Here is a 25,169-nt window from a genome sequence, read left to right as displayed (position 1 = left end):
CCCATGAACCTGTCACGTCTGGCGCTGGCCGCCGATTCGATTGATGTCTGCAGCCCCTTCGATGGTCGGCTGATCGGGACAGTGCCACGCCTTGAGGCCTGTGCCGTGCCCTACCTGTTGCAGCAAGCCCGCCAGGGTGTCAGCGACTGCGCGGCGCTGCCGCGCTATCAGCGGGCACGGATTCTGGAGCGGGCGGCCCTGAACATCGAGCGCGACGCCGAACATTTCGCCCGGTTGATCGTCGATGAAGCGGGCAAGACCCTGAAACAGGCGCAGAAAGAGGTCAAGCGCTGCATCAACACCCTCAAGCTGTCGGCCGAAGAGGCCAAGCGCAATGCCGGCGAGGTGCTGCCGTTTGATGCCTATGAAGGTTCGGAAAACCGCCAGGGCTGGTTTTCGCGCGAGCCCTTGGGGCTGATCCTGGCGATCACGCCTTACAACGATCCGTTGAACCTGGTGGCGCACAAGCTGGGCCCGGCCATCGCCGGGGGCAACGGGGTGATTCTCAAGCCCTCGGAGCTGGCGCCGCTGTCGGCGATCAAGCTGGTGGACTACTTGCGCGATGCCGGCCTGCCGACCTCGGTGGTGACCCTGGCCACCGGTGGTGCGGACCTGGGCAAGGCCCTGGTGGAAGCCCGTGAGGTGCGCATGGTGTCGTTCACCGGCGGCTTCGTCACCGGGGAGCAGATCGCCCGCAGCGCCGGGTTGAAAAAGCTGGCCATGGACCTGGGAGGCAATGCGCCGGTGATCGTGATGGCCGACTGTGACCTGGCGGCGACGGTGGAAAGCTGCGTGTCCGGGGCCTTCTGGGCGGCGGGGCAGAACTGCATCGGCACCCAGCGCCTGCTGGTCCAGGCCTCGATCTATGAGGCGTTTCGAGAGGCTTTTGTGCGCCTGGCTCGGGAGCAGGTCAGTGGCGACCCGCTGGCCAGCAGCACGGACATCGGGCCGATGATCAGCCTGCAGGCGGCGCAGAACGCGCAGAAGGTCGTGGATGAAGCGCTGCAACAGGGCGCGCGTTTGCTCTGTGGGCATCAGCGCCGGGGTTCCTGTTACGCCGCCACGGTGCTGGAGAATGTCGACCACGGCAGTCGCCTGTGGCAGGACGAGGTCTTTGCGCCAGTGGTGGTCTTGCAACCGTTCGACGATCTGGATCAGGCCATCGCTTTGGCCAATCAGCCCGAATACAGCCTGCATGCAGGGATCTTCACCAATGACCTGCGTATCGCTATGGACGCTGCGCGGCGGATCGAGGCGGGTGGGGTGATGATCAACGACTCTTCCGATTACCGTTTCGATGCCATGCCCTTTGGCGGCTTCAAGTACGGCAGCCTGGGCCGAGAAGGGGTGCGTTTCGCCTATGAGGAAATGACCCAGCCCAAGGTGGTGTGCCTCAACCGCCTGGGCTGAGGCTGATTGCAGCAACACGACAGGTCGCCGGGTACCGGGCAGGTTTGGTCACCTGCCCGGTGTTTTTTTGCTGGCGGTGAGGTGCGGTGAATCGGTCGCGGTACGGGCAGTGGTAAAGTTCGCCGCTTCAGGATGAACGATGCGGGAAGCGGGCCGATGATCAAGGTGTGGTTGCAACAAGGGCGTGGCCTGTGGCTGGCGCTGTTTCTCGGGCTGCTGTCGCCGGCCCTGGTGCACGCCGAGGAGGCGCCGCCGGGGCTGGTGAAGGTGCCCCTGGACCGGCGGGTGATCGACCTGACCGCGACCTTGGATAGCGCCACCCAGGAGCGGATGGTGCACAAGCTGGAGGCGCTGGAGCAGCGCCGCGGCGCGCAGATCGCGGTGATGCTGGTGCCCAACCTGGGCCAGCAGAGCATCGAGGCCCTGAGCAACCAGTTGTTTCGCGCTTGGAAGCTGGGGCGCAAGGGGGTAGACGACGGCATCCTGCTGCTGGTGGCGAAGAACGACCACAAGGTGCGGATCGAGGTCGGTTATGGCCTGGAACCGGTGGTCACCGACCTGCTGGCCGGGCAGATCATCGCCCAGGACCTGACCCCGGCCTTTCGTCAGGGCGACTTTGCCGGCGGTATTGACCGTGCCCTGGATGACTTGATCCTGCTGGTGGACGGGGGCTCGTTGCCCGAGCCTGCGGGGCTGGCGGTGCCGCTCGAAGCCTATGCCTTGCTGCTGGCGTTCGTTTTCGGCTCGGTGGCGGGGGTGATGCTGGCCGCCGGCTGGAACTGGCGCCGGGTGCTGGGGGGCGCAGTGGTGCTGATGGCGGTGCTGGTGGGAGCCGTGGGCGGCCATGAGTGGCTGGCGCAGTTGTTCCTGGTGCCGCTGTGCATGTTGATCGGCGGTGCGACCTTCGCCGGGCTGTGGCAGGCGCGGCGGGTGTTCTACGGGGTGCTGGGGCTGCTGCTGTACATCGGCCTGCTGACCCTGGTCAGCCAGTATCTGGGCCGTTTGACTTTCCTCTACGGCCTGGCCTGGCCGGCGGGGGTGTTGCTGGTGCTGGGCGGCCATTGGCTGCTGTACTGGATGATGCGCAACAGCTGGCGCAAGAGCCCCCGGGGCTTTTTATGGCGCTTTGCCGTGTTGCTGACGCTGGTTCTGCTGATGGGCCTGGGTGTGGATGCCTGGCAGGCGGCTCAGCGTTGGCTGCGGGTCGTGCCGTTCGCCTATTTCCTGAGTTTCATACTGTTTGCCGGCGGCAGTGGCTTTCGCTGGAGCAGTGGCGGTGGTGGCAGCAGTGGCGGCCGCTCAAGCTCGGGTGGCGGTTTCTCCGGGGGCGGCGGTTCCAGTGGCGGCGGCGGGGCGTCGGGCAGTTGGTGAGGCTGGGCGCGGTAATGATCACGCAGCTGTCCTGCTCTCCCAAGCCTGCGGGACCGGGCAACGGGCCGATGGCGGCGCAGAGAATCGTTGAGCGGTCAGGTTGGCGGAAATTGATGGTTGATAATAATTCTCATTGGTGAATATGATATGTTATTACATTAATTTCAGTCCCAAGGAAGCGTTGCCATGAAAGTCCTGTCGTCCCTCAAAGAAGCCAAGAATCGTCACCGCGACTGCCAGATCGTCAAGCGTCGCGGTCGCATCTATGTGATCTGCAAATCCAATCCGCGCTTCAAGGCTCGCCAGGGCGGGGCGAAGAACCGGAACAAGGGGTGAGTGCGGGGGCGGTCGGGAGTGACAAGGCGCTGCTGGAGCGAGCCACTCCCGACAGCACCCAGGCATGGGGGGCAGGTTTTTCAGTCGTGCAGCAGGGTCGAGCCGTACTCGTTGAAGCTGTTGCCCAATGCGCTGTTGCCGTTGAGATTCAGATTGCTCACGCCACCGCCAAGCCGGCACTTGTCCGAATAGCAGGGGTGGGTGGTCGCGCTGGAGCAGGCGCCCAGTAGAAGGGTGGCGCCGATCAGCAACACCTTGAGGCAGTTCAACTTCATTTTCAGCATCTCCAGAGCAGGGTCAGGGATAGAGCGAACCGGAGCCTCATCCTACGCCGTTACATGTCGATACACATTGCCAATCAGGCGGGCCCGGAAAAAATATCTGCCGTGCTTGCAGGATGCCGCCTTGGCACGGGGCTGCTCAGCGCCGCGGGGGCAATTGTGTCCTCGGGCCAGACCCGGTAGAAAGGCGCAACGCATTCAGAAAACAGATACCAGCATGAGCGACATTGAGAAACCCAATAGCCGCCTGTTCGACCTCGACTTGCTGCGGGCCATTGTCACGGTGGCCGACTGCGGCAGTTTCACCACGGCCGCCACCCGCCTGCATTCCACCCAATCCACCATCAGCCAGAAGATTCGCCGCCTGGAGGAGATGGTCGGGCAGCGCCTGCTTGAGCGCGGCAATCGCGATGTGTTGCCCACCGATGCCGGCGAGACCCTGCTGGGATATGCCCGGCGCCTGCTGGCACTGAACGATGAAATGTTCGAGGCGCTGTCCGGGGCCACGGTGGTGCTGACGGTGCGTATCGGCGTGCCGGACGACTTCGCTGCCGGCCGCACCACCGAGCAACTGGCTGCGTTCAACCGGCGCTATCCCCAGGTCAAGCTGGAGGTCACCAGCGGCATGAGTCGCGACCTCAACGCCAGTTATGACCGTGGCGAACTGGACCTGGTGGTGCTCAAGCAACTGCGCAACAGCCGCGAGGCACTGGCCTGCTGGCCGGAGAAGACCCGATGGGTGGATAGCGCGAAAAACCCCTGCATCGATCTCGACCCGCTGCCTATCGTTACCTTCCCGCCGCGCGGGGTGTACCGCGATGCCATGATCAATGCCCTGGAGGCGGTGGGCCGGCGCTGGCATATCAGCTTCACCAGCTCCAGCCTCAGCGGCCTGCAGTCGGCCATTGCCGATGGCATGGGCATAGGCCTGCTGCCATTGCGTGCGGTCACGGCTGGCCACCAGGTCCTGTCCAAAAGCACCGGGCTACCCTCGGTGGACGTGTTCGAGGTGGCGTTGCTGCACCGCCCGGCGGCAGATCCCATGGTCAAGGAGCTGGCGCGAGTCTTGTCGCGGGTGCTGGCCCAGGACACTCAGGGCTGAAGTCGCGCGGCATTCGATAAATGAATATGGCGGATTCCAGTATTTAATTTGTGCATGTGCGTAACGCTGGATATCGTGGTGGCCAGCAGCGGTCCGCGCCGCTTCCCTGGCGCGTCGACCCGCAGGTTTGTTCACCCTGGCGGCGTTGCCGCGCGGGGCAGCAAAACAACAATGAGGAGAGTCTCCATGTCCAAAACCACCTATTACGCGCCTCACGGCGGGCACCCGGCACAGACCGAACTGCTCACCGACCGCGCAATGTTCACCGAAGCCTACGCCGTGATCCCCAAGGGCGTGATGCGCGACATCGTCACCAGCCACCTGCCGCACTGGGACAACATGCGCATGTGGGTCATCGCTCGTCCGCTGTCGGGTTTCGCCGAAACCTTTTCCCAGTACATCGTTGAAGTCGGCGCCAATGGCGGTAGCGACAAGCCCGAGCAGGACCCCAACGCCGAAGCGGTACTGTTCGTCGTCGAAGGCGAGGTCAACCTGACCCTGCAAGGCCAGGTGCACGTCCTCAAGCCCGGCGGCTATGCCTTTATCCCACCGGCTGCCGACTGGAAGCTGCGCAACACCAGCGGCACCGAGGCGCGTTTCCACTGGATCCGCAAGCACTACCAGAAAGTTGATGGCGTGCCATACCCGGACGCTTTCGTCACCAACGAGCAGGACATCGAGCCGCGGGTCATGCCCGATACCGAAGGCCGCTGGAGCACCACGCGTTTTGTCGACATGAGCGACATGCGCCATGACATGCACGTCAACATCGTCAACTTCGAGCCGGGCGGCGTGATTCCGTTCGCCGAGACCCATGTCATGGAGCATGGCCTGTACGTCCTGGAAGGCAAGGCGGTGTATCGCCTGAACCAGGATTGGGTCGAGGTCGAGGCCGGTGACTTCATGTGGCTGCGCGCCTTCTGCCCACAGGCCTGCTACTCCGGCGGCCCGGGTCGTTTCCGCTACCTGCTGTACAAGGATGTGAACCGCCAGATGCGCCTGACCCTCAACGCAGCGCATTGATCCGACGGCAGTGCAGGGGCCGTTCTGGCCTCCGCACTGCTGAACGGCGAGTGACAGGAGCCGGCGATCATTCGCCGGTTTTCTTTTGTCTGAGGGGCAGGGTTGCTGCCTATGCCTAGGACTCTCGCTGACCGAGCCGCGCGATCAAACCTTCAAGGGCCGGACGCTTGTCCTGCCACTCCTGGCGAGTAATGCCTAGCAGCACTACGTCGATTCGCTCGCCGTCTTTCAGAATGTTCTGGCGCCGCAGGCCTTCCTGTACGAATCCAAATTTCAGGTGCAGCCTGATCACCGCTGTGTTGCTTGCGAGCACCTCGCAGTTGAGTTTGTCCAGAGCGGCTTGATTGAAGGCATAGTCGAGCAACCAGAACTCCATGAGACTGCCCAGGCCTTTGCCTTGAAGCTCGGCGTCCAGGTAGAACGCCCAGTCGGCAGTTTTCTGCAGGGCATTGATGGCGTTCAGGGACACGACCCCCAAGGCTTGCCCGGCATCGACCGCGACAAACACCTCCTGACGCGGGTTGCCTTGAAGGCTGCTCAGCCAGTTTGCATGCTCCTGTTCGCTGATTTCATGGGAGGTGTACATGTATTTGCGCACCTCCTGCTGGTTGCGCAGCGCGCGCACTTGGGCTTGAACGGTGGGGCTGCTAGCAAGCAAAGGAATGAGCTGCATGGGAGGGTCCTGGATTGGAGGCGAGCCTGAGGTGCGATCTTCAGGCGCGAAGATTCTTTCAGACTAGAGATTATTCGGCCAGCAAGCTTGCTGCAGGTGTCGGGAGATGCTGGAGGTTCGCTTCAAGCGAGGTGGGATCGGCCTGGGCGGCCAGTGCCGGTTTATGTGAGGGCTGGGTGTAATCAGGGAGGGAGCGCTGTTGCGCTGCCCTCACATCTCGATGGTTGGAATGGTGGTCTTGCCGCAGCTTATAAGTTGCCCTGCGGTTACCTGGAGCCCATTGCTGGGCTTGATGCTGTAGCCGATAAGGACGCCTGCCATTACCAAGGCCATGTATAGAGCCGTTTTTCTCAAGATCATGCCGGTGCCCACTGAATGATTGATCGGAAAGCGTGCAGCACTGATTGCCATTCCGGAAAAAGGTTCCTGCTACAGGTGAGTAACGGATACAGCGTGTGGCATTGGCCAGGGTTGTCGATTGGCTCGCCTTATCGGTAAAGTCCCAGCGCGTCGTCAGCGTGCTTGTCAGTCGTCCCAATCCACCTGCGGACACAGCCCATGGTTCATTCAGACCACCTTGCCAGCTACGTCAGTGCGAGCCTGGGAGTTGCATCGCCTCGCACCGCGCTACTTGACAACGCGAGTCAGGAAAGCCGGCTCGATCAGGGGGACACCGTCACCGCCGACGATGACAGGGCACTCATCAAGCGGCTAGCAGAGCAGGGCGGTTTCCCAGCGATGCAGCCTGCGTCGAAGGCTGGATCTGCCATGAGGGGGTTCGCCAACCTCTCGACAAAATCATCCGCCCTGCTCACATCAGCTTCACCAATGAATGCCGGGATGCTTATTGGCTCAAGTACTTCTCTGCTTAACCGCCGATTCTCTATAGCGCCGAGATATCTGCTCGAGTCGTTTCGCCGACGCTGCAGGATCAGTACTTCCATGGAGCCACGAAATGCTTGAAGAGCCGTTTTTTCCTTACCAGAGCCTGGCGTCCGACTTGCTCGCTTTCCTGCCTGAGGACAGCACGGACGGCTCTCACGATCTTTCTCATATTCATCGGGTCTGGATGAATGTTCGGCACCTGCAGGACAAGGAAGGTGGGGACCTGGAGGCGTTGCTTGCCGCAACCCTCTTGCACGATTGCGTGGCCGTCGAGAAAAACTCGCCATTGCGGTCGCAGGCATCCACTCTTTCGGCCAATAAAGCAGCGTCTATTCTGCAGCGCATGGGCTGGCCTGCCCCGCGTATTGAGCTTGTTGCCCACGCGGTCCAGGCTCATAGCTTCTCCGCGGGCGTCGAACCCCTCACCCTGGAAGCCAGGATCCTTCAGGACAGCGACCGCCTGGACGCCATCGGCATGATCGGAGTCGCCCGTTGTTTCTACATCGCTGGGCGAATGGGCTCTGCGCTGTACGACATCACAAACCCCACCGCCATCGGCAGGCCCTATCAAGACAAGCGTTTTACCATTGAGCACTTCCACACCAAGCTACTCTCCCTTGCCTCGGGATTTCAGACGGTCGAAGGGGCGCGGTTGGCGGCAGTCAGGCATGCGCGCCTGAAGGATTTCCTGGACGGATTCATGGAGGAGATCGGAGCCCCCGATTAATCGTCAGGCCGTAGGCCTGACGCGGAAGGCCAGGAACACCGGGCCGAATGGGAAGGTGCTGACTTCCAGCTCATCCAGGGGATTGAGCGTGCGCGTGCGGCCCCCTGCGTTGCTGTAGATCATGTGGCTGCTCGATACCGCGATGTTGATCTTGCCTGCCGCAGCCTGGATCAGAGTGGCCTTGAACCCTTCAGTCATATCGTCACCTATCGTGAGCGTGACGTCGGTGTCGCTAATGACCAGGATCGACTTACCTGAATCCGCCATGGTCAGAGGCCTGCTGCCGGTGATCGAGACATTGGGGTGCACATGGCCCCCAGCGTGGTAGCTGACCATCCTGGGGTCGGCGAAGACGCGGGCGAAGGAGCCGACATAATTGACACTGGCGCGCATGTCATCGAATTGTTCGACCACATAGGTGCCGATGCTGCCCGAGACTTCGCCGTTGGGGTCCATGACCCATTTGCGTCCGACCATCAGCCCGATCTGGGTGTTGGCCCGTACACCGGCACGCATCTCCTCGAGAAACAGCTGGCTGATCTGGCCGCCGCCTTTGCCCTGGACATAGGTAAAGCGTGCTATGGAGTGGCTGTCCCCGGTAGGGCTGCCTTGGGCTGTATCGACTCGGTAGTCGACAAAGTCCGCTGATACCGTGGTGGTCGTGGTGTTGGCGTTAGGTGCCCAGGTGAAATCCAAGACCCTTCCGGTTTTCACCTGCTCCAGCGATGTGGTGGTCTGAGAGGTTGTAGTAGAGCCTGACTGCTTCAAATCATCGTTCATGCTGCTCATCCTTAAGTGAAGTGCGTGCTTGAGTGCGGGCTGAACTGGCCCGACGCCTAAGCTTGTAGAGCATGACTCATGCGGTGCTCGTCGGTAATGGGTTTCCATTGCATCGAAATACGCTCAACCTCCTTCGTGTCATTGCGCACAGTGAGCTTGCGTACGGCGACGTCGTGAATCTTCTTTAGCTCTTGCGCTGACTGAGCGCCGGCCATGGTCTCGATTACCAATTTGAGATAGTCCAGGCGCTCCTGTTTCTGGCGATCCAGCTCGGCCTGCTCGATCCTCTCCTCGTCCTTCAGCGGGGCTGGATACTCGGTGTCATCGAACATCCTCAGAAACACGTCAGCACTGAAGCCGAGCATCGACAGGGACTTCTTGATTGCATCGGTTAGCGACTTCTCGGGTGCTTCGCCGTCGGTGGTGGCACCGTACTTCGACTTATAGAGGTATCTCAATCGCGAAGAACTCAAACATCGTGTCCGAATTCATCGTTAGCACCGACAACGCAGGGTACTGCCCGCGCTTCAATCTCTTGCGCTCGCGTGGTTCTGTCGCGGTGCCAACAGCTGTTGCCGATACCAACCTTCATCGGGGGCTTTTCAGTTTGTTGGGTATTCAGGGACAGCCTTCAACATGGCCTCGTCTGTGAGCTCTGCTGTTGACGGCACGCCTTCGTCCGGCGTAGTTCTGCCTCGATTCAGTTTTGTACGACGGGAGCAAACAGTGGAGCAATGCGTTGGCAGGTTCGAGCGATCGGTGATTTCCAGCCGGGAGCAGACAATCGCTACGACATTGGCGGAGCGGGTATCAGTCCCAGGACTCTATGGGCGGCGACTGGTACTGGCGAGAAGTGACCGTCAGCTACTGGCGGCACAAAGATACTTGAGCAGCGTCGCGCTTAGGTTCAGTGTTTGGTTATGTTTTGGGAAGGCTAAGCAGAACACCAATCATCGGGCGGTCACCCCAACCCCCGATAATCTTCGCCTTCGTCTGTAGCCTCCAAGCTCCAGTAATGCCCATTGAGTCAATCTGCCTAACAAAGTCTGCGGCAGCGCTGCGAGATAGGTAGCCCACTTTTGAACCGTCTATGTAGACAGCGCATGCATTACCGTCGTGGGGGTTGTTTGGCTCAGCCACGATGTCTGCGATGAAGTTGTTGTCTACAGCGATATGCTGATTATTGCGTAGTTTTCGAAGTGCAGGCTGGTAGTGTGATTCACCCACTACCTCAAATTCGCATGGGTGGCCACCAGTGATCCTGCCGGTTAGAGGCGGAAGATTAGCCTGATCAAGCGGCATGGTTCGCTTCTCCAATTGTGCCCTTTATAGGCTCCCTTGTTTTTCGTTTGGTCCGTTCAAAGGAATCCACGGACCTTTGGGCTCCACCGCATCTAGCCAGTGCATGGTGAGAACACCTGCATAGTAGCTTCCTGGTACACCGGGGAAGCCTACTTTGTCGCCGTCTTTGAACTGGCCATCGTAGACTTGAACAGTCTCTCCACTTAGTGGTGCAAGAGATACTGAGACTCGGCCTGATGACCGGCAATGAATAGTCACTACAGCATTTGTGCGGTGCCCATTCGGTGATGCATCAAAGACCCGAACTATGTCGTACCCTCCAGGCTTCTGGCAGCTCTTCGACGGTATAGTCGCAGACATGCCTTCTGCCCAAGGCTCATCACCTGATGCGGTGGGAATATAAAACATCAAGTTAAGACCAATCAGTGCATTATTTGGTAGAGGAGATGCCCAGTCTTCTAGCGTATTTCTGGTACTGATCAGTGCCGGCTCGAAATTCTTCTTGAGAAGGTCTGTCGAGGCTTCGAGGAGAGCTCCCCCTACTGCGGCGGATACAGCTAGAAGGCCGCTGGAAAGATATTTTCTGAGTGAGGGCATTGCTTCGCGTCCTTGCGGATGGTGGCGGGCGAGCCCGCGAAAGTCAGGCGATAATGAGTGGTTTTTGGTCAGGCTGGGGGTGCTATTTCTTCTTCAGAGAACTGTCGAAATGCTGCTGAATAATCTAGGTAATGATGATGCTTTTGTCGTCTGTACCGCTCTTCAGGGGATTTCTGATTTTCTCTTCCCTTTCGTCGTGTCACCCTTTCAATGAGTATATTTTCTTCAGCTGAGCTGGTGTGAGTGGACGAAGTTTCTGCGTCCTGCTTACGTCGATCCGCTTCTTCTCAGGCTTCACGCCTGGTGGATAATAATTCGCGAAATACTCAAAGTTTCCTTCGCATGTCTGCACAAGCCATGCGCCAAAGCGTACGCCGTTGTTTCCGAAGGTGGATAGGTACTCATCCAACCGACTCACACAACCGTCTTGGAAGTCCGCTTTTATCAGATGCTCCCATTCTTGGGAGACTTCGTCATTGGCAGCGCCGGCAGTTGAGGCCAGCAGAAAGATGAGGGCAAGAGCTACTTGGCTCGGCGAGGGCATGACGGCAAGTCCTTTGCGTCTAAAAGGGGAGGCAGGCGTCCATTTAACAACAGGTTTCCAGCGACGCAAAGCCAGCCTCCCGCTCGGCTTTTTCGTTTCCAACCCCTGGATGCTATCGTCTGCCGATCTCACAGGGAGCGAAAATATGCGGATTTTGATTGCGGGGGTGGCGGTGGCGCTGTTGGCGGGGTGCTCTTCGAATGCCATAACCGTTCAACAAGCTGTGCCAGCGCCTAAGGATGAGGTGTATGCATTTCAGGTTCGGCCAGCTGGAGCCTATGGCACGATAACTGTGGTAAGGGATGGCGGAATCAATGCTTCAGCTTGCGACTTTGTGATCTACATTGACGGCAAGAGGGCGGCAAAACTTGGTTCAGGTCAAAAGGCCTCCTTCTTCGTTAAGGCCGGATCATTGAATCTTGGTGCAGGGTTGGCGGGAACAGGCCTTTGCATGGGGCATGCGGACTTCGCAGCCTGACCTTGAGTCGTCAGAAGCTGCGCTGAAAAGCTCTTCTCGTGCGTGGACCTTGTCGAAGCAAAAGCCATTTGAGATGGCCTTCTATTTCAACAAGATCAAAACCCAGTACGTTCCCTTTGAGATGAACGTCTACTGAAGTTTGTTGCTCGGTTGAAAAGGAAATCCAAAGGACCTTGGGTTTCTTTGGTGTTTAGATTCTGGAGAGTTATCGGTGTTACAGACGTTGTGGGTCTTGCTCAATTGGGAAGACTGGGAGTCATTTGCAATAGCTTCTATCCCTTTTCAGCTATATGTCTGGGTTGGGTCGGCGCTTACAGTACTGATCCTGCGTTTCCGTGGCCGCATTCCTATCTTTTGGGCCAGTCTTTTGGCGGGCGGGGTAGCGGGTTTGGCAGCTGCGCAGGTTTGTATGATGTCGGCACCTTATGCGCTTGATTACAAGGCTTACCGCGAGAGCGTTCGGCAGTTGGAAGCTCAGGAGCGCCTACAGCGACAACGGGAGTCGCCAGATGGTAATGCGCAGCCTGTTGAGTTGGCAGGAGGGATGGCAGGACTGGAGTCAATGAAGATTTTTATGGCACTGGTTTCATACCGAGCTAATTCCAAACAGCCCCAAGAGAGTGACCAGCAACCTGAAGATAAGGAATTCTTACAGACTCAAAAAACATCGCAGACTGTTGACGTTCAATCTGAAAGCAATCCTGAGAATGCTCTAGGAGAGGTTTCAGATTCTTCAGGACGGCGATAACAGTTTTTTTAAAAGAGCCTCGCACAAGCGGGGCTTTTTTATGCGCGGAGTTTACCCCTAATGAAATTAAACCCTGTTGTTGCCCAGTTGCGTGCGACCTGTCCGACCTTTGCCCAAAGGGTCACGGGCGGTATTGATTGGGATGCCGTGGCAGAAAGCGCGAAGTTGGATTTGCCTGCCGCCTACGTGATCGCATCCGCCGATGCGGCAGACGATAACCAGGCACAGAACACAGTGCTTCAGCGAATCACGGACCAGTTCGCTGTTGTTGTCGTTCTTGAGGCCACGGACGAACGAGGGCAGGAAGCCAACGACCTGTTGCACGACATCAGGGCCGAATTGTGGCGCTCGCTGATTGGCTGGAAGCCGGCGCCCGAGTACACGCCTCTGGAGTACGGCAAGGGCGCCTTGCTCCACATCAGCCGCGCTCGGGTCGTGTATCAGATGACCTTCGTCGCGGCCTTCCAGCTTGGCCGCAACCTTCCCCAGGAACCTGCCGAAACCTGGGCCGAGCTGGCGGCGGACGGTTTGGTGCCGTTTGAGGGGGCGACTTTCAACATGGACTGCATCGATCCGGCGGATCCCAACCTGCGCCAGCCCGGCCCGGATGGGCGCATTGAAGTCAAATTTTCAGGAGACGCAACACCATGACCCAGCGCATCACAGTGGTACCGGCCCCGGGCCGTGCAGTGCCTGACCCAGAAGCCGGCGATCTGTTGCCGGCTGAGGGGCGGGAAGTTCCGGATAACGCTTGGTGGCGCCGTCGCCTGTTGGATGACGACGTGACGCTCAAGCCAACCAAACCCGCCAAGGCCGTCGCCGCGGCGACTCAAGAGGGGCCGAAGTAATGGCTATCGGATTCAGCAACATCCCCGCGGATATCCGCGTTCCGCTGTTCTATGCGGAAATGGACAACTCCGCAGCAAATACCGCGGCCTCGGCCATGCGCCGCTTGATCGTCGCCCAGGTGAACGACAACGCACCCAGCGAAGGCGTCGGCAAGCTGGTGCTGGTGCCCAGCGTGGCATTGGCGAAAAGCATCGGCGGCCAAGGTTCGATGCTCGCCGCGATGTACGACACCTGGCGCAAGGCTGACCCCATTGGCGAGATCTGGTGTCTGCCGCTGCTGAGTACCGAGGGGGTCAAGGCAGCGGCTACCACATACGTCAAGGTCGATGGGGCGCAGTTCACTGTCACGGGAGGGGCCGAGGCTCCGTTGATGACGGTGAAGCGAGAGACGGTCGCGCCGGGGTTCTACAAGGAAGAAGACTTGCCGGCATACCTGAAGATGACCGCTATCCTGGCCCCGGATCTGGACTTCAAGAAGATTGCTAACGGGCGTGACATGACGGTCACCTGCGAGTTCAAGAACGGCAAGGTGTACGTATTGGCGGGGGCCTACCTCTGCAGTTCGGGCTGCAGTCGAGGCGCAATTGCGTGATCTGCATGCGCGGGAGGCGGCCCTGGGTGAGCCCCTTTTGCTAACTCACATCGCCGAGGCCATCAGCGGATCCGCTGGTGAATGGGACCACCAACTGGTGGCGCCCGTTGCTGATGTAACAGCGAAGCCTAACGAGTTGCTGACGTATGGAGGCTGCCTATGGCTGGCTTAAGAACGGCGCAGCAGTACCGCGCCCAGTTGAGGGCGTTGCTCCCCGCGGGCCCAGCCTGGGAGCCTGAGCGCGTCCCTGAGCTGACGTTAGTGCTGACGGGCTTGTCGCAGAGCTGGCGCGCATCGAGGCCCGGGCCTTCGCCCTGCTGAATGAGATGGATGCCGGCGGCGTGAATGAACTGGTGCCTGACTGGGAGCGCGTCATGGGGCTGCCAGATCCCTGCATCGGGCTTGAACCGGTATTTGAGGACCGCCGTCTGGCGGTGCGTCAACGGCTGACGGCTGTCGGCGGGCAAGGGCTATGCACAAGCCCTGTCCGATGCTGGTCTGATCACCCTACAAGAAGACGGCATCATCAGCTGCCAGCTGTTAGAAACCTTTCTGTTGGCCACTCGGCGTCTAGTGGACGCCGGAGAACAAGCGTAACCATAAGCGCCCGTTACGGTGACGGCGAGCCCGGCGACCTGGGCGACTACTTGTTTCCGGCGGTCCTGCAGGACGCGGCAGGCGATCACTCAGGCGCCCCACCAGCAGTTGATCCACGCCTAACTGGCCAAGGGGCTTGCCGTCCTCGATCATCGGTAGCCCAGTGCGGCCGCCACCACCACCGCACGGCTTTAACCTCAGGGCTGTGAAGAAGTCGCGGATGCCGCTGTATTGCGAAAGTCGTCCGCATATAACCCGCCCGCCTATCAGATTTCTCCTACCTGAAATTGACCGCAAGTCATCCGCAAAGTTGACTGTATATTCGTACAGTTATAAGAAGTCGTGCGTCATGAGTTATGTCATTTTAGGTCCTGTTTCCGAAGGCGGCCTCAAGCTGCCCCTTTGTCTATTCCAGGTGCCCGCTGGTTTTCCTTCTCCTGCAGCGGATCACATCGAGGCACATAACCGAGTTGGCTCCTATCAAGGAGGCGATTACCACTTACATGATGAGAGCCTCCGAAAAGCTACGGGCTCAGAACTTATTGTGTAAGAAAATCCGCGTCAGCATTCGCACAGGCATGTTTAACCCCGAGGAAGCCAAGTATGCAAACGGTGTCCTGGTAGAACTGCCGTATCCAACCAATGATGTCAGGCTCATGACAAAAATGGCTGTGGAAGCGCTGGACCGCGTTTTCAGGGCGGGTTTCAAATACAGTAAGGCCGAGGTCTTGTTGTTGAATCTATGCCAACCAAGCGAGTACACCGGCGATCTCTTCGCAGTGGCGCAACCGGCGGAAACCGACAAGGTGATGAAGGTTCTGGACCAGATCAACAGTCGCTGGGGGAGGGGCACACTCCGTGCTGCCAGCGTCCCTACCAATCCCGTTTGGGGTATGCGGCGGGAGATGATGAGCCAGAGTTGCACGACGAAGCTTGATCAGCTTTGGAAGGTGTCCTGCAACTGAGGGTACCCTGGGACAAGCTGCCATTCATCACCGGCAGCACACGGCCAAAAGCGGCCTACCGTTGAGCGCGGTTCCTCCCCCGTTTGAGCACCAGCAGATGCATACAGCCGTTAGCCCCTCGAAGGCTAGGCGCGTTGCTACTCCATCCTCAGCCCTGGCATCCTGAGTAGCCTCTGCACTGACGCCAACCAGTCGCGAGCTAATATGGTAAACAAGACGAAGGGCAGTTCTTTATTACCAAGCGCTATCATGAATAACGGAAGTTCAGCCATGAATGAAGAGTGGATTCTCCAAACCAAGGAAACTCGCAGAGTATTTTCTAACGCGGCATGGGTTCCTTTGAGAGCGTCTGTAGAAGACAAGAAAGGAGATATGAAAGAGATAGGTCATGTCAGTGAGTATTTTGGATGTGGCTCCGTTGCATTCCCGCCAGAACATCGAGTTTTTGTCGAAGAACGCCTTGGCTGGAGCGACATAGGAATAGGACGCACGGTCGCTCCGTATGCGTACGAGGATGGATATTATTCGTCAATCGATCAATATCAATATAACGATAAAGAGCCAATAGGCTTTAACTTAGTTTACGTGCAACCGCAGCCCGTCATAGGTGGCAACAAATGGATATTGAGTCCGGATCTCATCGTGGCGCTGGGCCTCATCAAAGAAGGTGATAATTGGGTTAGACCTGAAGAAAACTTCGTAGTAGTAGCTCGCGAAACCTTCGGCGCGAACGGCGAACATCGTCTTATTGAAATAAAAAGGGAGTTTCTAATTGATTATTTGGCAGCTAGAAATTTGTCGCTTCGTCTATCGTATTATCGACAGAGAGTGGAAAATGTTGCCGCTTTGCAGAACAGTGCTTATTCAAATTTGCAAACACGAAGCGAGGAAAGAGATAACGGTAGGTTCGAGCTAATCGTTAGGGGGCTCAATGACGTGTTCGGAGGAAGCTGGGCGATGTTTCGTACTTGGAGGACGGACGCCGATGAGGAAGAAGATGCTCCGGTCATGGGGCCTGAAAATGATACGAACACAGGTCATGAAAGCTCCAATGGGCAGCGTGGAGGCTATGCAGGTGTTCGGGTCGAGGGTGAGTTTTGGCGGGATGAGTGGGTCGACCACCAATCAAAAAGCCAGCGCGTTCGTGGAGATACTGATCAGAACCTCCCTCAATTCATCGTGCAAACTGATGGGACTCGAATGCCATCACGGGCACTTAGGAACGAGGACATCGGTCGTTGGTTATGGTTTCGGGCGAGCGTTGTCACTGAGCTTCTGACTAATCGCGGCTTTAAGTTGACCTGGTACACTGGCGAAACTGGGGCCATTCAGTCCACATCAGGATATAAAACTCACTTTGGGATCAATAGCTCTGACCTGATTACTGTCTATGCCTATGACGTCGCACGCTTGGCCTCCTGGGAACAACATATTTGGGCAGCACATAACACTGCTCCAGAAGGGAAAGTCTCAAGCGAGTTGCTAGAATCGCATGTTAAGGCAAAACCAGCATCTACACATGCGGTTGAAGAACTATTCTTTGGAAGCATGAGGCTTCTAGAAGATGGGTTTCGGGAAAGATTTAATATATCCTTATTTACCCATGACATTGATGATGCCGAGGCAGGGCAACAAATATCTAGATTTGCAAGCAAGGATAGACCAACCCTACTCAGATTGGCTAAAGATATTATCCGAGTATTCTCGGACAGACTCAACGTGCGCGAACTACGCAAACTTTCTACACACGCGGAGAAAGATAGGCTTGGCTCGAATAAATTGCTACAAAGTATTCTGGCTCAGAGTATTGGAATCGACGGCGCCCAACAGGTTTTTGCTGAAATTGCCGGTGCTTATGACATGCGAGTGGGAGATGCGCATCCTACTGGTTCGAAGGTTACAGATGCGATCCAGCTCGCGGGGGTCAATGAAGATAACTCGCCCTTGCGGCAAGGAGAGCAGCTCATTCACAACGTTGGGCGGTCGATTTGGTATACAGGAAAATACTTGTTTGGTGAGCCGGATGGTCAAGACGAGTAGCAGTCAAGGACGCTGGTACGATTATTTCTTCCCCTCGGCTCGCCTGGCACTCGTCCGCGAAGCCGCTCGCCAGTTTAGCGCAGCGGCTTCGCGCGCAGCGATGGCAATGCCAACGTTGCGCTGGTCGAAAGCTGCCTGCCGTGACCAGTGTGCATTTCCCGAAGTAGTTATTGGCTAGTGAGGCGCGGTAGTGGGGCAAAAATGGGGCAATCTGTACGCCAATCAATGCCATTTAATACCAAGCGGCTTCATATACAGCTGTATCTAAAAAGCCCTACAGCCCTTGTTATTCGGGGGTGTAGGGCTTTTTTGCGTCAATACCCGAGCACAATCGGCGTGTGATTGCCTTCTTTGGACCCATAGCAGCCTCTAGCGAAGGACAGTTAGCGGCCAAAAGCTGATGAATGCAGCCCTGGTCGTTATCCTGCTGACGCTAACGCCTGTTTGCCAGCTCTGAAATTGCAGGTAGATGGTCTGAGCTTGGTCGTGGGCTATACCAAGTTTGTTGCGCATAACGGTATAGATGTCAAGACAGGTGAAGATCACCTAGTCATTCCTTTCCGAATTCACCATAAGCGCAACCAGGAGGTTGGATTACTTTGTCCTGTATGATGACGATGTGATTTGGCTAGCCTACACAGTTAATTACGGATTTTAAATCGAGGTAGTCATTGTGAATCTTAAGTAAGGAATAGAATTGACATCACATTATCGATAACGGCGAACAATATCACCCCGTATTTCCCACTCTGCCTACGGCAGATTGCGAAGGCTAAGTGAGTGTTTTGGCTGATGGCGGCGGTAAGAAAATACCTTTACGGAGTCTATAGATTTACCTATCGATTTTCCAAAACTTGTGATTTTTATCCAGATAAACTACATAGAATACGCCGCTCTCTAAGAAGCCCGCCACACGGGCCTTTTGGCCGCCAATATTCCGTATGACTGCCCAAGAATCGTCTGCTCTCAGGCTTGATGGACACCTGAAATCGGTATTGTCTGCACTCGGAAACTTTCGGTAGTTGGTAATGCTGCCTTGGCTCTGTAGAGTGGTTGAATCGGTTTTAGATATATGAACAAGCTTCTCGAATAAAGCAGGCAGTAGTCCAGAGTCATGCCAGTCTGCGATACTTTGGCCGTTAGCGTCATTGTTTTGAAAAAATTTGAAGCTAATGCTGAAAAAATTTGAGTGGCTAGTAGGCTTGGAATCCCTAGTGTTACTCTTCCGTTTTGCAGAACTTGCTGGGGCACTCCTGTCTTTACTTGCCATCTTTGCTTTCCATTAGCTTTTCAATGTCTTCATGATTATCAAACAAAGGTATTGCCCCATATGCTCCGCTCAGATATTCCTCACCAAAATGGCGCCGTATCGCCCGATTTTTCTCCTTGTACTCAACCAGAGAGTAAAGCGAGCTACCACCTTCCGCATCTTTATCTACGAACCATATCTGATCCCTTCGAAAACATGCCGGATCCATTAAGTTGACGTCTTGGACAGCTGCAACTATTTGGCTCTTAAAATTACTTTCTTTATGAAAAATTGAAAAAACATATTTGGTTAGGAGAGTATGGAATTTTGAGTCCATTTCATCCACAAGAAGAACGTTTCCATTTTTCATTGAGTCATATATCGGGCCAAGCATGTAAATTATCTTCTTGGTTCCTTCTGACTCCATAGCTATCGGAAACTCAACTTCCACTCCATTCATGCGCTTTACTACAAAGATGTCAGCGGTCTTGATGGGTTTCGCAAAACTCTTTAGAGACTCGATAAACTGTTGGGCGACTTCGATTGGTGCCTTTATAGAGTTAATGTGGTTTTCCACTGGAGACTCTTTTATATTTATCCCGTGAATTTGAAAGTTAAGCAGAAACCCCAGAATCCAGGTCTTGAAATCAGAGTCTTTCTCAAGCAGGTTGATAGTAAAAGCCTTGAATCCGTGGTCGTTTGAGCCTGATATGATGTGTAGTTTTTTAAACCATTTTAAAACCCTTGTGGCGTGTTCTCCATTAAAGCTTGCGACGACGGAGAGAAAGGGAACGTCTTCCCTGGTTTGCTGGACCTCATTGTTCTTGACGAATCGCGATCCTTCGCTGAAGCCAGCCTTATTAATATTTATTGTCTGTTCGGTACGATGATAAAGTAAAGTCTCCCGCTTTTCCGGGGTGTAATAGAGCCATTCTTCAATCACTTTGCCATTCGTAACAGATACACCGTAGCGATATTTAGTGTGCTCACTGTAAAAGGATATTTCAACTTCACTTGGCTCTGTTATAGTTTTTTTGTTGAGAAGGAAAGGTACGAATTTTCGGATGGTGCCTTCCTCGACATTAGCTATTGAATTCATGACCAAGTCGCGAATCACATAAGCAGACTTAATAAAGTTAGACTTACCGCTAGCGTTGGGGCCGAAGAGAAGCGCGGACTTCAAAAGTAAATCCCCACTATCATCTTCAAAACAATTTAGGTGGCTGTCGCCTTTTGAGGTTGACGACAGCATGCTCAAGTTTTGCTGATCCCTGAAAGAGAACAGGTTTGTCACTGTGAGATTTACTAGCATAAATTCTAAAAAAGCCATTCCTTAAGTGAAAAAAAATGCAAAAACTGTCATTTTGCTTGGTTAAGCTTACGATTATGGCTCTGCTTGTCTGCGCTGACAATGCTTTCAGCGCTAATATCTCGAAAGCCAGCCCCCTCGCATGTTTGACTGGGGTAAGCTGTCCTACGTTAGGGCAAATTTAGGGTAAAGCTGAGGCCGCTATAGTCCGTTTCAGGTTACCCGACATGGCTCAACGTCTGGTAATCGTTGGCCTGGACCGGCCTGCCAAGTCTAGGAAGGGGGTCGAATCCCTATCGCCGGTAACTTGGTTTGTATTTGTCGAACTGGTTGTTGGCAAGGGAAGCGAGGCCGTGGGGCAAAAGTTGGAAAACCCGGACGCCAATCAATGCCATTTAATGCCAAACGGCCCCGTATCTAGCTGCATCGAAAAAGCCCTACAGCCCTTATCCTTCGCGGCGTAGGGCTTTTTTGCGTTAATACCCGAGCAAATCGGCGTGTGATTATCTCCTTTCGAGCCATAGCAGTTGGTGGTGAAGGACGTCTATCGGACAGAAGCGGGCGATCTCTGAAACTAGGGACGGTTCACGCTGGAATAGGTGGGTAACTTCTTTGGAATGCAGATGTACCCATCCTGCAAATTGTCTAGTTCAAGGCTCGTCTGGCAGTGCCCGGGCCCTCTTGATCGGTGGCTGCGGTCAAAGTGCCGGCGGCACTTTGGCGAGCTTCGCAACGTACCAGGTAGGCAAAGGATGGCGGTGCAACCTAGCTGAGATCGTAATCAGCACTTCCCAGGTGGTGTTGTGCCAAGCGAAATCCTCTGGGGAGGCGGCCTGGCTCGGCACTTTCACAGATGCCTCAACCTCATCAGCGGGTGTTTGCCGAAAACCAGTCAGGGCACGTGATATGCCAACGGTATTCAAATAGACATCTGAACCCGTCAGTATCTCCAGAGCCTTTTTGGGGAACCACCTTTCCTTGGTCACCCCTTCAAGCTTTGGAAGAATCTTCGCAGTCAGTTGATCGAGGGCTTTCTGGTCGCCCAGCAGAGCAGCCATGGTTCCCAGAAGCGGCACCAAGGTCGAAGTTTTGAAAAATCGACTTCTTTGGGTTTCTTTCCCGGAGAATAGGGCCAAGGCATCTTCAAGATCATCTGTATCCACCGGCATGATCCTATTCCGATGCAGAGCGGCATCAAAGCGACCAATGCACGCACGCACCATGAGTTGGCTGTTGACTGTATCACCGACGGCGATGATCGCGATCATGGCTATCGAAAGGTCAATGGCTTGTCCATCATAAACGGGTAGCAAGCATCCGTTGTGCGCGTTGATGAAGGACACCAGACGCCCGTGTATGGCTTGGAGAATTGCGGTATCGACGTTCAGTGCTTGAAGCAACAGCAGTGTGGTTCCCAACCGTCCAAGCTCATCGCAAACCAAGTCGATGTAGAGCACCTGATCGGGGCGGTAGCCGAGCATGTGTCTGCGGTTCAGGAGTGACGGCATCAAGCGCTCGTAGTACCGTAACAAGGCATTCGCATGGAGCCGAGCAAGCGTTTCGAAACGATTGAGGAACTGGGTGTCGGTCTGTAGACCAAGCGTTATCGACTCGCTCCAGAGGCGTAGCAAAAGGTACTCACCTGCGAGCACGCCTGGTTTCTGATTGCCCTCGCTTTCGCCCCAGACGAGGAGCACAGCCCACCCCATGCCCGCCGCCGCTGCTCGCTTGTGGAAGCGGTTCGCACGCGTATTTTCTGATACGTCTTTGTCATCCTCAAGTGCGGCCATGCAGTCATCAACAAACCGAACGAACCTGGAGAATGAAGCCTGGGTGTCTTCAAGCCCGGCCAAGGCTGCCCTCAGGTCGGATTTTCCTTTTCCGAGTAGCAAGGCATCGTCAAAGAGGTACTCCTCGATGTAGGGACTTAACTGATCCATGCCCCAGAAATCCAGCGAGCATAGAGGAGAGTATTCGGCCACCTCTTTCGAGATCGCCGAGTAATCTGACTGTGCATCTTGCTTAAGGGTACCGTTTGAAACTAGGACGATTCGCTTTTTTAGGCCCCGCAGAGGTTCTTGCAACCGATTCCGGACGTACTCGGTGTACGCCTGGCGGATGGAGGGAGAGATCGCCTGCTGAGTGCCATAGAAGTCGTTCCGGTTCACATTGCCAAATTTGATGATGAACAGGAAAACTTCCGTCTGCCCCTGAGCATTCTCCTTGGTGGACATGACGTCGACACCACCCTGATTTACGCCAATCTGAGCGCGACTGTGTACCGAATGCCCCATCGCTTGGAGAAGCTCTGGAAGGAGTGCATCCAGCTCATTGCGCTCGCGAAGTCCTGAAAGATAGTGTGAGAGAACCAGTTGGATGCTCATTGGTCAGCCTCCTTCCATAGGCTCATGATCTTCTGGTCATAGAGCAATGGGTCGGCAATCAAGGTCTGAGGCAATTCCATACTCATTTCCTGCGTGAACATGGGGATCATCGCCTCAACGGTTTCGTGATCGTTCTGATATTCCACTGATACTTGGTTGGAATACTTGAAATGCTGTGCGGTCGTGATCAGTTCGAACAGGGATTCGCCGTGAGCCTTCTCCGTCATCGCCCGATTCTCATTCCGTCGAAGGTAGCTGAAACTCCGTCGCATTTCCGATGACATCTGTAGCTCAGTGAGGCGGGGCAGTGCGTCCATGGCGCTACTTTCGGCGGACAGCCTTTCGTTCAGGTGCTTGGCTGGAGTTGACTGAGTCAGTGGTGAGGGTTCTGCTTCTAGGAGATGTTTGCAGGTGCTTGGGTACTCTGTCGCCAAAAAATCGAGGACGGCTGAGGTTGTTGCAGAGGTCAGAGGGCTTGAGGGAAGGTCTTCGTTCAAGCTCAACACCCAGCCAAGTGATACTGGTACAGGAACGTTCAGGGCACACAATCTGCGGGCCACCGCGTTGGCGGATGCCTCTGGGGCCCCGGACAGCGCGAACCTCACTAATTTTTGATGTTGGAAGTACTGGACGCTGACTTCGTGCGCCAGCGCTTTACTCAGCTTCTGGTGGCCTTTGTCACCAATCCATTTGCAGGCAGCCAGGACAAACAAGTCAGTAGACGCAACTCGATGGAGGCAGCTCTTTGCTTCATCTTCCAGGGTATCGGCCGCCACTTCGGCGGTTTCCGCCTCGCGCCAGAGTGCATAGAACTCGTCCAGCAAGGCCTGACCATCCTGAAGAAGATTGGCTCTGTAGAGGCGAAGGTAAAAATCGTCGAACCTGATCATATCCATGTGAATTGGTCTCCGCGGGCGTCAGTAGTACGCTTTAGGATGATATTACGCAGCCCCGTAGCTGCCGAGTGTGTTGTGTGGCAAGAATCGACCACTATAAGGCTAGGAAAATACGGGGCAGCATTCAGGTCGAACCACAGGTCTTGGCGTTCTGTCGGCAGGGTGCCGTAGGGGGGGGGGTTGCGGAAACTAAAGAAATGATGCGGAAACGGTCAGGCGGTGACGATAAGCGCTCGTGAGCAGCAGACACAAAAAAGCCCTGAAAAATCAGGGCTTTTTCGTTGAGATTTGGCGGAGGCGTAGAGATTCGAACTCTAGGACCTGTTACAGTCGGCGGTTTTCAAGACCGCTGCCTTAAACCACTCGGCCACACCTCCAGATCGCATTGCGGGCGCCATAATACCCGAATGAAACACACTGTCAAACTCTCTGCGTCGCGAGTTACAGAGCCTCTGTTATCATCCATGCCACTAAATGTTTCCCCCAACAGGAGTGTCGCCATGCGCGAACAGGATTACGCAGTTAACAACGGCGTGCAGGCCGAGCAGCTAGAGGTTAGCCGCGTCCTGCGCAACACTTACGGCCTGCTGGCCCTGACCCTCGCGTTCAGTGGGGTGATGGCCTATGTGGCACAGCAGATGCGTGTCGGTTATCCGAACATCTTCGTGGTGCTGATCGGCTTCTACGGTCTGTTCTTCCTCACCAACAAACTCCGTGACTCGGCCTGGGGCCTGGTGTCGGCTTTCGCCTTGACCGGTTTCATGGGCTTTCTGCTCGGCCCGATTCTCAACCGCTACCTGGGCATGCAGGGCGGCGCCGAAGTGGTCAGCTCGGCCTTTGCCATGACGGCACTGGTATTCGGCGGTCTGTCGGCCTATGTGCTGATCACCCGCAAGGACATGAGCTTCCTCGGCGGCTTCATCACCGCCGGTTTCTTCGTCCTGATGGGCGCCGTGCTGGCCAGCCTGTTCTTCCAGATCAGCGGCCTGCAACTGGCGATCAGCGCCGGCTTCGTGCTGTTCTCCTCGGTGTGCATCCTGTTCCAGACCAGCGCCATCATCCACGGCGGCGAACGTAACTACATCATGGCCACCATCAGCCTGTATGTATCGATCTACAACCTGTTCGTCAGCCTGCTGCAACTGTTCGGCATCATGGGTCGCGATGACTGATCACAGGTGCTGAGCCATTGAAAAAAGCCCGCTTCGGCGGGCTTTTTGTTGCCCAGGTTTTCTTTGGCTGTCCAGCTTTTCGACGCGCTCATACCTGTAGCTGTGCGGTGCTCAGCAGATGGGAGATAGCCAGTGCGCTGAATAGTGCTGGCCGCAGGGTTCGCTGTTCGCGTTCCGTCCGGCGCTGCCAAGGCGCCGGGGCGCAGAAGGGTGTGTATTCCAATCAAGGCCCGGAGAGGGTCATAGGTTATTTGAATGGGGGGCATCGATTCCATGGGTTCTGGGTTTCAGCAGGCATGAGCCTACAACCAAAACTCTGGGTTTTTCCCTGTCAGAGCTTCTTCATTTCGCGCCTTTGGAGGGGCTGCGAGGCGTTTTTTCGGACCTGGAAAGCGGTCCGGACCGCTGCCTATTCCAGAGGCGGCAGGCGCCGTTTGATCGGCGATTTCTTGACAATCGCGGTGTTGGTTTCGGCGTAGTGATTGAGGTGGTCCAGCAGGCTGTCCAGTTGTTCCATGGAGCGCACCTGGAGACGGGCAATGAAGCAGTCGTCGCCGGTGACCTTGTCGCATTCGGTGAACTCGGCAATCGCGAGGATCTGCCGTTCGACCTCCTGCAACTTGCCCGGCAAGGGGCGGATGCGGACGATGGCCTGCAACTGGTAACCGAGAAACCTGGGGTCGATCTCCAGGGTATAGGCGCTGATCACGCCGCGTTCTTCCAGCCGGCGCAAGCGCTCCGAGACGCTGGGAGCGGACAGCCCGCTGATCTGCGCCAGGGCTTTGAGGGAGCGTCGCGAGTCCTGCATCAGGGCGCTGATCAGGGTTTGGTCGATGGCATCCAGCATGGCGATCTCGTT

24 protein-coding genes, 1 tRNA gene and 6 pseudogenes are annotated in these 25,169 nt (G+C 56.1%); 18 read left to right on the top strand and 13 right to left on the bottom strand.

The features are described 5' to 3' along the window. Positions 1–3: 3 nt before the first annotated feature. The 3 genes from AC07R1_RS08620 to ykgO all read left to right on the top strand — a co-directional run bounded on the left by AC07R1_RS08620 (position 4) and on the right by ykgO (position 3,117). Positions 4–1,410: an aldehyde dehydrogenase family protein gene (locus AC07R1_RS08620; protein ID WP_011062097.1), complete on the top strand. Its 1,407-nt coding sequence runs from the start codon at positions 4–6 to the stop codon at positions 1,408–1,410. 156 nt (positions 1,411–1,566) lie between these two features. After that, entirely contained in the window at positions 1,567–2,781 is a 1,215-nt protein-coding gene (locus AC07R1_RS08615) for a TPM domain-containing protein (RefSeq protein WP_495110416.1), read from the top strand. A 186-nt stretch (positions 2,782–2,967) separates the two neighbouring features. After that, positions 2,968–3,117 (top strand): type B 50S ribosomal protein L36, encoded by a 150-nt coding sequence (gene ykgO, locus AC07R1_RS08610; RefSeq protein WP_011062095.1) that lies wholly within the window; start codon positions 2,968–2,970, stop codon positions 3,115–3,117. Between the two features lie 80 nt (positions 3,118–3,197). Here the strand turns inward: ykgO and AC07R1_RS08605 are convergent, their stop codons facing one another. Further along, positions 3,198–3,392 (bottom strand): hypothetical protein, encoded by a 195-nt coding sequence (locus tag AC07R1_RS08605; protein ID WP_011062094.1) that lies wholly within the window; start codon positions 3,390–3,392, stop codon positions 3,198–3,200. 223 nt (positions 3,393–3,615) lie between these two features. On the opposite strand from AC07R1_RS08605, the gene AC07R1_RS08600 reads away from it, so the two are divergent. Next, positions 3,616–4,500, top strand: a complete 885-nt coding sequence (locus AC07R1_RS08600; RefSeq protein ID WP_011062093.1) for a LysR substrate-binding domain-containing protein — start codon at positions 3,616–3,618, stop codon at positions 4,498–4,500. Positions 4,501–4,686: 186 nt separating this feature from the next. Beyond that, positions 4,687–5,523 (top strand): bifunctional allantoicase/(S)-ureidoglycine aminohydrolase, encoded by an 837-nt coding sequence (locus tag AC07R1_RS08595; protein ID WP_011062092.1) that lies wholly within the window; start codon positions 4,687–4,689, stop codon positions 5,521–5,523. A gap of 115 nt (positions 5,524–5,638) precedes the next feature. Here AC07R1_RS08595 and pseH read toward each other — a convergent pair whose 3' ends face one another. Together pseH and AC07R1_RS08585 are read right to left on the bottom strand one after the other, a co-directional pair. Then, on the bottom strand, positions 5,639–6,196 hold the full coding sequence (pseH, locus tag AC07R1_RS08590; RefSeq protein ID WP_011062091.1) for a UDP-4-amino-4,6-dideoxy-N-acetyl-beta-L-altrosamine N-acetyltransferase: 558 nt from the start codon (positions 6,194–6,196) through the stop codon (positions 5,639–5,641). Between the two features lie 210 nt (positions 6,197–6,406). After that, a complete protein-coding gene (locus tag AC07R1_RS08585; RefSeq protein ID WP_019094218.1) occupies positions 6,407–6,607 on the bottom strand; it encodes a hypothetical protein in 201 nt (66 codons plus the stop codon). Positions 6,608–7,151: 544 nt separating this feature from the next. On the opposite strand from AC07R1_RS08585, the gene AC07R1_RS08580 reads away from it, so the two are divergent. After that, complete coding sequence (locus AC07R1_RS08580; protein WP_495110415.1) at positions 7,152–7,808, top strand: HD domain-containing protein; 657 nt, start codon at positions 7,152–7,154, stop codon at positions 7,806–7,808. 3 nt (positions 7,809–7,811) lie between these two features. Here the strand turns inward: AC07R1_RS08580 and AC07R1_RS08575 are convergent, their stop codons facing one another. The 5 genes and pseudogenes from AC07R1_RS08575 to AC07R1_RS08555 form a co-directional block, all read right to left on the bottom strand. Then, entirely contained in the window at positions 7,812–8,588 is a 777-nt protein-coding gene (locus AC07R1_RS08575) for a hypothetical protein (RefSeq protein ID WP_026020096.1), read from the bottom strand. A gap of 56 nt (positions 8,589–8,644) precedes the next feature. Beyond that, a pseudogene (locus tag AC07R1_RS08570) lies at positions 8,645–9,043 on the bottom strand (hypothetical protein); the annotation flags it as partial. A gap of 463 nt (positions 9,044–9,506) precedes the next feature. After that, positions 9,507–9,890 (bottom strand): HIRAN domain-containing protein, encoded by a 384-nt coding sequence (locus AC07R1_RS08565; RefSeq protein WP_220222898.1) that lies wholly within the window; start codon positions 9,888–9,890, stop codon positions 9,507–9,509. Positions 9,891–9,914: 24 nt separating this feature from the next. Then, positions 9,915–10,487 carry a hypothetical protein gene (locus tag AC07R1_RS08560; protein ID WP_220222897.1) on the bottom strand — a complete coding sequence of 191 codons (573 nt, stop codon included), beginning with the start codon at positions 10,485–10,487 and terminating at the stop codon, positions 9,915–9,917. Between the two features lie 199 nt (positions 10,488–10,686). Continuing rightward, positions 10,687–11,031: a hypothetical protein gene (locus AC07R1_RS08555; RefSeq protein ID WP_220222896.1), complete on the bottom strand. Its 345-nt coding sequence runs from the start codon at positions 11,029–11,031 to the stop codon at positions 10,687–10,689. Between the two features lie 145 nt (positions 11,032–11,176). On the opposite strand from AC07R1_RS08555, the gene AC07R1_RS08550 reads away from it, so the two are divergent. The 11 genes and pseudogenes from AC07R1_RS08550 to AC07R1_RS08500 all read left to right on the top strand — a co-directional run bounded on the left by AC07R1_RS08550 (position 11,177) and on the right by AC07R1_RS08500 (position 17,300). Then, on the top strand, positions 11,177–11,509 hold the full coding sequence (locus tag AC07R1_RS08550; RefSeq protein WP_220222895.1) for a hypothetical protein: 333 nt from the start codon (positions 11,177–11,179) through the stop codon (positions 11,507–11,509). A gap of 211 nt (positions 11,510–11,720) precedes the next feature. Then, on the top strand, positions 11,721–12,257 hold the full coding sequence (locus AC07R1_RS08545) for a hypothetical protein (RefSeq protein ID WP_220222894.1): 537 nt from the start codon (positions 11,721–11,723) through the stop codon (positions 12,255–12,257). Positions 12,258–12,317: 60 nt separating this feature from the next. Then, on the top strand, positions 12,318–12,908 hold the full coding sequence (locus AC07R1_RS08540; protein ID WP_093403677.1) for a phage tail terminator protein: 591 nt from the start codon (positions 12,318–12,320) through the stop codon (positions 12,906–12,908). Continuing rightward, positions 12,905–13,105, top strand: coding sequence for a DUF2635 domain-containing protein (locus AC07R1_RS08535; protein WP_123430628.1), 201 nt, complete (start codon positions 12,905–12,907; stop codon positions 13,103–13,105). The genes AC07R1_RS08540 and AC07R1_RS08535 overlap by 4 nt, the downstream gene beginning before the upstream one ends. Next, positions 13,105–13,399 (top strand): annotated as a pseudogene (locus AC07R1_RS08530) (phage tail sheath subtilisin-like domain-containing protein); the annotation flags it as partial. The gene AC07R1_RS08535 and the pseudogene AC07R1_RS08530, both read left to right, overlap by 1 nt. Further along, complete coding sequence (locus AC07R1_RS08525) at positions 13,384–13,698, top strand: phage tail tube protein (RefSeq protein ID WP_374107869.1); 315 nt, start codon at positions 13,384–13,386, stop codon at positions 13,696–13,698. The pseudogene AC07R1_RS08530 and the gene AC07R1_RS08525, both read left to right, overlap by 16 nt. Beyond that, positions 13,658–13,870 (top strand): annotated as a pseudogene (locus tag AC07R1_RS08520) (baseplate J/gp47 family protein); the annotation flags it as partial. The gene AC07R1_RS08525 and the pseudogene AC07R1_RS08520, both read left to right, overlap by 41 nt. Beyond that, positions 13,858–14,165, top strand: a pseudogene (locus AC07R1_RS08515) (putative phage tail protein); the annotation flags it as partial. The pseudogenes AC07R1_RS08520 and AC07R1_RS08515, both read left to right, overlap by 13 nt. 479 nt (positions 14,166–14,644) lie before the next feature. Further along, positions 14,645–14,758: pseudogene (locus AC07R1_RS08510) on the top strand (peptidase S24); the annotation flags it as partial. A gap of 1 nt (position 14,759) precedes the next feature. Continuing rightward, positions 14,760–15,260 (top strand): annotated as a pseudogene (locus AC07R1_RS08505) (DUF4113 domain-containing protein); the annotation flags it as partial. A gap of 270 nt (positions 15,261–15,530) precedes the next feature. Continuing rightward, a complete protein-coding gene (locus tag AC07R1_RS08500) occupies positions 15,531–17,300 on the top strand; it encodes a hypothetical protein (protein WP_495110414.1) in 1,770 nt (589 codons plus the stop codon). Positions 17,301–18,559: 1,259 nt separating this feature from the next. Here AC07R1_RS08500 and AC07R1_RS08495 read toward each other — a convergent pair. The 4 genes from AC07R1_RS08495 to AC07R1_RS08480 all read right to left on the bottom strand — a co-directional run bounded on the left by AC07R1_RS08495 (position 18,560) and on the right by AC07R1_RS08480 (position 23,515). Beyond that, the gene (locus tag AC07R1_RS08495; RefSeq protein ID WP_401025172.1) at positions 18,560–19,801 is read right to left on the bottom strand and encodes an AAA family ATPase; all 1,242 of its coding nucleotides are present in this window, start codon (positions 19,799–19,801) and stop codon (positions 18,560–18,562) included. Between the two features lie 755 nt (positions 19,802–20,556). Continuing rightward, positions 20,557–22,242: a hypothetical protein gene (locus AC07R1_RS08490; RefSeq protein ID WP_495110413.1), complete on the bottom strand. Its 1,686-nt coding sequence runs from the start codon at positions 22,240–22,242 to the stop codon at positions 20,557–20,559. Next, a complete protein-coding gene (locus tag AC07R1_RS08485) occupies positions 22,239–23,138 on the bottom strand; it encodes a hypothetical protein (protein ID WP_495110412.1) in 900 nt (299 codons plus the stop codon). The genes AC07R1_RS08490 and AC07R1_RS08485 overlap by 4 nt, the downstream gene beginning before the upstream one ends. A 289-nt stretch (positions 23,139–23,427) precedes the next feature. Further along, positions 23,428–23,515, bottom strand: a tRNA-Ser gene (locus tag AC07R1_RS08480). Between the two features lie 123 nt (positions 23,516–23,638). On the opposite strand from AC07R1_RS08480, the gene AC07R1_RS08475 reads away from it, so the two are divergent. Then, on the top strand, positions 23,639–24,310 hold the full coding sequence (locus AC07R1_RS08475; protein WP_011062013.1) for a Bax inhibitor-1/YccA family protein: 672 nt from the start codon (positions 23,639–23,641) through the stop codon (positions 24,308–24,310). Positions 24,311–24,719: 409 nt separating this feature from the next. Here the strand turns inward: AC07R1_RS08475 and AC07R1_RS08470 are convergent, their stop codons facing one another. Continuing rightward, the gene (locus tag AC07R1_RS08470; RefSeq protein WP_011062012.1) at positions 24,720–25,157 is read right to left on the bottom strand and encodes an Lrp/AsnC family transcriptional regulator; all 438 of its coding nucleotides are present in this window, start codon (positions 25,155–25,157) and stop codon (positions 24,720–24,722) included. Positions 25,158–25,169 lie beyond the last annotated feature (12 nt).

Source organism: Pseudomonas sp. GW821-FHT07F01 (assembly GCF_059418825.1).
This window is presented reverse-complemented; position numbering and strand designations above follow the sequence as displayed.

What these genes read in the sequence shown, in the direction of transcription:
- AC07R1_RS08620 (WP_011062097.1), top strand. Translation starts at nt 4, where the DNA reads ATGAACCTGTCACGTCTGGCGCTGGCCGCCGATTCGATTGATGTCTGC.
- AC07R1_RS08615 (WP_495110416.1), top strand. Translation starts at nt 1,567, where the DNA reads ATGATCAAGGTGTGGTTGCAACAAGGGCGTGGCCTGTGGCTGGCGCTG.
- ykgO (WP_011062095.1), top strand. Translation starts at nt 2,968, where the DNA reads ATGAAAGTCCTGTCGTCCCTCAAAGAAGCCAAGAATCGTCACCGCGAC.
- AC07R1_RS08605 (WP_011062094.1), bottom strand. Translation starts at nt 3,392, where the DNA reads ATGAAGTTGAACTGCCTCAAGGTGTTGCTGATCGGCGCCACCCTTCTA.
- AC07R1_RS08600 (WP_011062093.1), top strand. Translation starts at nt 3,616, where the DNA reads ATGAGCGACATTGAGAAACCCAATAGCCGCCTGTTCGACCTCGACTTG.
- AC07R1_RS08595 (WP_011062092.1), top strand. Translation starts at nt 4,687, where the DNA reads ATGTCCAAAACCACCTATTACGCGCCTCACGGCGGGCACCCGGCACAG.
- pseH (WP_011062091.1), bottom strand. Translation starts at nt 6,196, where the DNA reads ATGCAGCTCATTCCTTTGCTTGCTAGCAGCCCCACCGTTCAAGCCCAA.
- AC07R1_RS08585 (WP_019094218.1), bottom strand. Translation starts at nt 6,607, where the DNA reads ATGGCAATCAGTGCTGCACGCTTTCCGATCAATCATTCAGTGGGCACC.
- AC07R1_RS08580 (WP_495110415.1), top strand. Translation starts at nt 7,152, where the DNA reads ATGCTTGAAGAGCCGTTTTTTCCTTACCAGAGCCTGGCGTCCGACTTG.
- AC07R1_RS08575 (WP_026020096.1), bottom strand. Translation starts at nt 8,588, where the DNA reads ATGAACGATGATTTGAAGCAGTCAGGCTCTACTACAACCTCTCAGACC.
- AC07R1_RS08565 (WP_220222898.1), bottom strand. Translation starts at nt 9,890, where the DNA reads ATGCCGCTTGATCAGGCTAATCTTCCGCCTCTAACCGGCAGGATCACT.
- AC07R1_RS08560 (WP_220222897.1), bottom strand. Translation starts at nt 10,487, where the DNA reads ATGCCCTCACTCAGAAAATATCTTTCCAGCGGCCTTCTAGCTGTATCC.
- AC07R1_RS08555 (WP_220222896.1), bottom strand. Translation starts at nt 11,031, where the DNA reads ATGCCCTCGCCGAGCCAAGTAGCTCTTGCCCTCATCTTTCTGCTGGCC.
- AC07R1_RS08550 (WP_220222895.1), top strand. Translation starts at nt 11,177, where the DNA reads ATGCGGATTTTGATTGCGGGGGTGGCGGTGGCGCTGTTGGCGGGGTGC.
- AC07R1_RS08540 (WP_093403677.1), top strand. Translation starts at nt 12,318, where the DNA reads ATGAAATTAAACCCTGTTGTTGCCCAGTTGCGTGCGACCTGTCCGACC.
- AC07R1_RS08535 (WP_123430628.1), top strand. Translation starts at nt 12,905, where the DNA reads ATGACCCAGCGCATCACAGTGGTACCGGCCCCGGGCCGTGCAGTGCCT.
- AC07R1_RS08500 (WP_495110414.1), top strand. Translation starts at nt 15,531, where the DNA reads ATGAATGAAGAGTGGATTCTCCAAACCAAGGAAACTCGCAGAGTATTT.
- AC07R1_RS08495 (WP_401025172.1), bottom strand. Translation starts at nt 19,801, where the DNA reads ATGCTGTCGTCAACCTCAAAAGGCGACAGCCACCTAAATTGTTTTGAA.
- AC07R1_RS08490 (WP_495110413.1), bottom strand. Translation starts at nt 22,242, where the DNA reads ATGAGCATCCAACTGGTTCTCTCACACTATCTTTCAGGACTTCGCGAG.
- AC07R1_RS08485 (WP_495110412.1), bottom strand. Translation starts at nt 23,138, where the DNA reads ATGGATATGATCAGGTTCGACGATTTTTACCTTCGCCTCTACAGAGCC.
- AC07R1_RS08475 (WP_011062013.1), top strand. Translation starts at nt 23,639, where the DNA reads ATGCGCGAACAGGATTACGCAGTTAACAACGGCGTGCAGGCCGAGCAG.
- AC07R1_RS08470 (WP_011062012.1), bottom strand. Translation starts at nt 25,157, where the DNA reads ATGCTGGATGCCATCGACCAAACCCTGATCAGCGCCCTGATGCAGGAC.